At 35.9% G+C, this 6,000-nt stretch carries 6 protein-coding genes; all 6 read left to right on the top strand.

Annotation, left to right across the window (positions count from 1 at the left end; translation table 11 throughout):
* Positions 1-7 precede the first annotated feature (7 nt).
* The 6 genes from AC1TPB_RS13030 to AC1TPB_RS13005 all read left to right on the top strand — a co-directional run bounded on the left by AC1TPB_RS13030 (position 8) and on the right by AC1TPB_RS13005 (position 5,248).
* Positions 8-163, top strand: a complete 156-nt coding sequence (locus tag AC1TPB_RS13030) for a hypothetical protein (protein WP_482076900.1) — start codon at positions 8-10, stop codon at positions 161-163.
* A gap of 239 nt (positions 164-402) precedes the next feature.
* Positions 403-1,032 carry a pyridoxamine 5'-phosphate oxidase family protein gene (locus AC1TPB_RS13025; RefSeq protein ID WP_482076887.1) on the top strand — a complete coding sequence of 210 codons (630 nt, stop codon included), beginning with the start codon at positions 403-405 and terminating at the stop codon, positions 1,030-1,032.
* A gap of 223 nt (positions 1,033-1,255) precedes the next feature.
* Positions 1,256-2,113, top strand: a complete 858-nt coding sequence (locus AC1TPB_RS13020; RefSeq protein ID WP_482076886.1) for an alpha/beta hydrolase — start codon at positions 1,256-1,258, stop codon at positions 2,111-2,113.
* A gap of 204 nt (positions 2,114-2,317) precedes the next feature.
* A complete protein-coding gene (locus tag AC1TPB_RS13015) occupies positions 2,318-2,722 on the top strand; it encodes an NUDIX hydrolase (protein WP_482076885.1) in 405 nt (134 codons plus the stop codon).
* Between the two features lie 1,244 nt (positions 2,723-3,966).
* Positions 3,967-4,362: a GNAT family N-acetyltransferase gene (locus tag AC1TPB_RS13010; RefSeq protein WP_482076884.1), complete on the top strand. Its 396-nt coding sequence runs from the start codon at positions 3,967-3,969 to the stop codon at positions 4,360-4,362.
* A gap of 229 nt (positions 4,363-4,591) precedes the next feature.
* A complete protein-coding gene (locus AC1TPB_RS13005) occupies positions 4,592-5,248 on the top strand; it encodes a hypothetical protein (RefSeq protein WP_482076883.1) in 657 nt (218 codons plus the stop codon).
* Positions 5,249-6,000: the final 752 nt, after the last annotated feature.

Raw genomic sequence — 6,000 nt, 5'->3', positions numbered from 1 at the left:
TTTTGATATTATTAGTGCAAGTGGACTTACAGAAAATGGAGTGCCATTTATTGAAGATATGTATTTAGATTATATATTACTGCCTGATGGGAAGTTAATAACCAAAGATGAAGATGAGATTAAAAGAAGAGTTACTATCTGGTCAAAACATGATAATAAATAACATTAGCAAATATATAAATAAGTTAAAGAACTACTTGGAAAGTTGAATCATTGAAGGCAATAACATCCGATAACACAGTATTCAAGCAGCGGCTCCGCCTTGGTCACTTGATGCTTTTTGGCAGATGAAGCAGATTCAGTGACAACTTCCTGCGGAAGTTCGTGAATAACTGAACGTTATATGAAACCAGTGCATATTGATAGAAACCAAATAACTATGAACATCGTGGAGGTTTTTCGATGACTGACTTTTTAGATATAGTTGATTCAGAAGAAGAAATAAGGAAACTGATTGGCTTTCCAAGTGAGTTAGTAAGTAATAAAACAATCAGCCACCTTGATGAACATTGCCGGGAATATATATCTTTTTCCCCTATGATATTTATTTCTACGTCAGATAATAATGGGCAATGTGATGTTTCACCTCGAGGAGATGCTCCAGGGTTTGTTCACATATTAGACGATAAGAGGCTGATAATCCCAGAAAGACCTGGGAACCGAAGGATAGACTCGATGAGGAATATTTTAAAGAATCCCAAGATAGGACTAATCTTTATTATTCCCGGACTAGAAGAGACATTAAGGGTAAACGGAGACGCTTTTATAGTGAAAGATCAGGATATATTAGATTCGATGCAGGTTAATGGGAAATCTCCAATATTAGGTATCGGTGTTGTGGTAGAAGAGTGCTTTATACACTGTGCTAAAGCATTTAAGAGATCTCGATTGTGGGATCATGACTCATGGGTTGATATATCGAAACTTCCGAATCCAGCGTTAATTATTTCTAAACATGCGAGAAAATTAGAGAAAACAGAAGAAGAGGTAGCAGCAGCCCTGAAAGAAAGTTATGAAAACAGACTTTATTAGAATGTATCTCATTGATGGCACTGGCATCATATAACAATATGTTCACGCATCGGGTCGGCATACGCCGTCCCTCGGTACGCCGGAAGTGAAGCATATTCGGATCCGAAGTAACTCAGGTACAGGAAAGCATATTCAGCGGACACATCCGCACCACCTAACCGCCTCGCGGCCGGTCACTACGTGACCTTAAGGTGGTTGGACGTCGTGAACAGGGAAACGTTAGATGAAACCTATGCAAATATTTATAATAACATTTCTGGTGGAGGTGACTATGCTGGATAATCTTTTACTTCAAAGATCTCAAAACGTAAAGATAAGTTTTTATAGCCAATCACTTAATAAAGTAATGGATACATTAATTTATTTGCCAAAGGGATATAATCGTAATAATAAATATCCTGTTTTATATTTACTCCATGGTTTTTCTGGAAACATGAATACAATCCTTATTAATCATGGAATGGACAATTTACTTGACAATCATATTTCTAAATCAGTTGTGGCTCCTATGATCATAGTTGCTCCAAATTATGATGGAAGTTATGGAATAGATTCAGCTGATATTTGCAGAGTATGGTATCAGAATGAAGACGGAACGAATAGGAGATATGAGGGGAAGTACGAGAGTTTTATAGTGAAAGATTTAATTGAGTATGTCGATAGTAATTTTTCCACCATTGCACATCCTTCTAATAGGTATATTGGTGGATGGTCTATGGGAGGTTATGCCGCGATGCACATATCTTTCCGTAATAATCATTTGTTTTCTAAAGTCTGTGGAATGGGAACAGGTATACAGAAGCCTGAAACTAATATATATGTTTACAATTGGATGTATCCAAACGAAGAAGTAAGAAATGATAGGGATCCACTAGCATTAGCACAACACAAAGATCTAAGTATGTTACAAATTTATTTGAATTGTGGTAAGGAAGATCCATTTTTAAGTGCAAATATTGAATTGGTTGGAATCCTTAATAATCGAGATATTCAAGTTGAATTTGTATCTAATAATGGTGGTCATACTGCAAAGTATATTAATGAAAACTTAGAATCTTTGATCTTGTTTTTAGTAGATTAGAATTGAACGAATGATAGTATGTCGAAGAGGGCATAGGTATCATCTAACACAGTATTCACGCAGCGGCTACGTCTTGGTCACTTTGATGCTTTTGACAGAGTAGTAGATTCAAGTGACAACTTGCTGCGCAAGTTCGTGAATACAAGAACGTTATCTGAAACCTACGCAATATCATGAAATATAAAAATATCAAAGGAGAAGAAAATGATCCCACCAAAACATATAATATCTGCGTCTGCAATTGTGATCAATGATTATAATGAAATATTACTTATTAATGGACCTCGTAGGGGATGGGAAATGCCTGGTGGGCAGGTGGAAGAGGAAGAATCAATTGCTCAAGCAGCCATCAGAGAAACAAAAGAAGAGTCTGGAATCGATATTGAAATTGTAGAATTTTGTGGGATATATCAGAATGTTGAAAGAAGTATTTGTATGACTTTATTTATAGCAAAGCCAATAGGCGGTGAACTAGTAATTACTAATGAGAGCCTAGAGTCCAAGTTTTTCCCTATCGAGAAAGCAAAGAAAATGATATCAAAAAATAATAGGAAGCGTTTAGAGGCATGCTTAGAGCTAATAGGTAAACCTATTTATATGGAAACTTAGACTGGTATAAGCTATTCAATGGAGGCGTAAGCATCACATAACACAGTATTCACGCGGCGGGCATACGCCCTTGGTCACTGTGATGCTTTTGGCAGAGTAGTGGATTCAGTGACAACTTGCTGCGGAAGTTCGTGAATACAAGAACGTTATACGCCATTGTAATCCGAACAGTTCTGTTCAGTGTTTGCGTTCACAACGTCCTTGTTGTTTGAAGCAAAAGCAATTACAATCATACTAATTACTTGAATTTCCTCACCTTAGTTAGACTCTGAATGCAAAGGGTCACTTTGCAACCTCACGCATATAATCAAAAACATTTGAAAAGCACTTCACAACAAAAACCTGAATAGAGACAATGATTCTTGAAACACTTGAAACACTTGAAACACTTGAAACACTTGAAACACTTGAAACAAGAATAAGACACATTGTTTAAAGAGAATTAAAACACATGATTAAATTCTTTAAAAGACATTTTACAAGATTAGCATTAAAGACAATAAACACGTTAGTTGAAGGCCGACATCCTGTCTTCATTCGAGGAGTTCGGATTACAACAGCGTATAACACCGTATTCAAGTAGCGGCCCCGCCTTGGTCACTTGATGCTTATTGGCAGATGAAGCAGATTCAGTGACAACTTGCTGCACAAGTTTGTGGATACAAGAACGTTATCCGAAACATCTGGAATGGTCAAAATCGAATGAAAATGAATAACTGTAGCAAAAGAAATCATTTGATATAATAGATAATAGAACAACACCTCTAAGAACCCTCAACCTAAACCATCATGAATTACTTTACTCACGATCATCAATAGATGCACCAGTTGGCGATCCAACTCCTAGAATAGTTGTAAAAAGGAAAAAACATATCAAAACACAATTAAAACCACAGTTAAAGAATAAGACCGATTAATCAATAAAAAATTACGGGCAAAAGGATATTAAGGATATTTTAAGTAAGTGTGGCAACATTCAGTTAAGAATCATAAAGCTAAAGCATAGAAATTTTTAGAAAAGAAGCATTAAACACTTGGTAAGAAAGATGAATTGATGAAGTCAGATGCATCGGATAACATAGTATTCACGCGGCGGCTACGCCTTGGTCACTTTTGATGCTTTTGGCAGAGTAGTATAATCAGTGACAACTTGCTGCGCAAGTTCGTGAATACAAGAACGTTAGGCGAAACCGGGAGTAAGTAACATTAAACCAAAAGACTGAAACAAGAAGGGAATAATGATAATGATCACGTATTTAGAAGACAAACTCCTTAACGCTGCAGATGTAGCCGAAGTACTTAAAAAATCAGGAATAAAAAGACCATATGAAGACATAGAGAGAGTACAAAGAATGATAGATAACTCGGATATTATTATTAGTGCATGGGATGACAAGAAGATGATTGGGCTAGCTAGAGCAATAACAGATTATTCTTATTGCTGCTATCTATCTGACTTAGCAGTGGACAAGGAATATCAAAATCAAGGAATCGGAAAGCAATTAGTGAACAAACTACAAATCATATTAGGAGAAGAACCCTCGTTGGTATTACTCTCATCTCCAGGAGCAATTGAATTTTACCCTCGTATTGGATTTGATAAAACGGATAAAGCATATGTAATTGCAAGAAAGAAATAAATAAAAGAAATAAAATGTGAGTGTTTCTAGTCGGCATCGCCTAACACAATATTTGCGCTGCGGGCCATACGCCCCTTGGTCTGCCAGTGGGATTTTGATGAAGAATATTCAGGCAGACACATCCAATCCCCTAAGATAAGAGCTGTCTAAGGGGAATGGACGTCGCGAATACGACAACGTTAGGCGAAATAATTGCTAGAGAATGTATCATTAAGATGGAGAGTGAGTTATGGCTACTTGGGTTACTCATTTTAGGATTGCAGAGGAATTTATTAAAAGGAATCTCAAAATTTCAAAAACTGATTTTTTAGTTGGTAACATTGGTCCAGATTGTGGATTAATCGGTGAGAATGGTAAACCAATCCCCACCAAAGAAATAACCCATTTTGAGATTGATGGCAAGATAAATTCAGAGTCATTTTACAATCAATATCTAACTGGAATTTCTAATCTTATGACTCCCGAGGCATCATACTTTTTAGGTTATTATTTTCATTTGGTTACGGATGAAGAATGGATAAAACTCACAAACCAAAAAAAGAAAGAGAAAGTATTTCAACGTATTTTAAATACGCCAGAGTATACCCCCCTTGTTAAGAGGGATTGGTATGGATTGGATTTTATGTATCTCAAGAAGAATCAAGACAGTATTTTTTGGACTGAGTTTCAGTATATTGACAACTTTCCAGAACACCTGTTTTTTTTCTCTGCTGGGCAAACATGCAAGCAAATAAAGAATATTACCGATTACTATCGCAATAATTCAATTTCCCAAGATCATAAATTTATTTATCTCAAATCAGAAGAAATGGATGGATTTGTTGAAGTCACTGTTCAATTACTAATTGAAAAATTAAATCAAAGAAATATTAAAAACATCTTTTGATAGCGGTGCCAAGGGGCGATCACTTCACATAACACCGTATTCAAGCAGCGGCTACGCCTTGGTCACTGGTGATGTTTTTGACAGCGTAGTCGATTAATCTGACAACCTCCTGCGCAAGTTCGTGAATACAAGAACGTTATAGGAAATTGATACAAATTTATTTAACCTAGAAAGGAATTACTATGAATATCTTTGATGCACTATACGATATAAATAAAAAACTTAGTAATATTTCCAACTAAAATGGGCTGTTGTAGGTTCGATGGCTACGGTTATTCAAGGTGCCGATATAATACCTGGAGATATAGACATTTGGCAGAGTGTATATGAATAATATGAAAATTGATATCGCACATGCAGTACAACATGATGTAATAAGTTACACTTCAGGCAATGGTATTTGGGAGAATGGTCCCGAAATTAGTAGTTTAATAAAATTAGTGAATATAGATGGGAATATTGTACCGGTGTTCCTTTAGAAGTACAGCTTCAAACTAATTTTTCAAGAGGGAAAGAAAATAGAATTGTAGAGATTACAAGAATATTTGGAAAAGAAGGATTCGATCAAAATCTATTATTATATTGCTTAAGTCATATAAACTATAAAAAATTCTTAGAAATTTATGAAAATCCTATTCAGTAATTCAACGAAGGCATCAACATCCTCTAACACCGTATTCACGCGACGGCTCCACCTTGGTAAGCAGTGGGAATTCAATGAAGTGATATCTGTCTGACAACTTCCTACGGAA

Source organism: Paenibacillus sp. Y951, from assembly GCF_056786395.1.
Note: the sequence above shows the minus strand (reverse complement) of the source record. Positions and strands in the feature narration are given on the sequence as shown.

Coding starts and splice junctions, on each gene's coding strand:
- AC1TPB_RS13025 (WP_482076887.1), top strand. CDS start 403: ATGACTGACTTTTTAGATATAGTTGATTCAGAAGAAGAAATAAGGAAA.
- AC1TPB_RS13010 (WP_482076884.1), top strand. CDS start 3,967: ATGATCACGTATTTAGAAGACAAACTCCTTAACGCTGCAGATGTAGCC.
- AC1TPB_RS13005 (WP_482076883.1), top strand. CDS start 4,592: ATGGCTACTTGGGTTACTCATTTTAGGATTGCAGAGGAATTTATTAAA.
- AC1TPB_RS13020 (WP_482076886.1), top strand. CDS start 1,256: ATGAAACCTATGCAAATATTTATAATAACATTTCTGGTGGAGGTGACT.
- AC1TPB_RS13015 (WP_482076885.1), top strand. CDS start 2,318: ATGATCCCACCAAAACATATAATATCTGCGTCTGCAATTGTGATCAAT.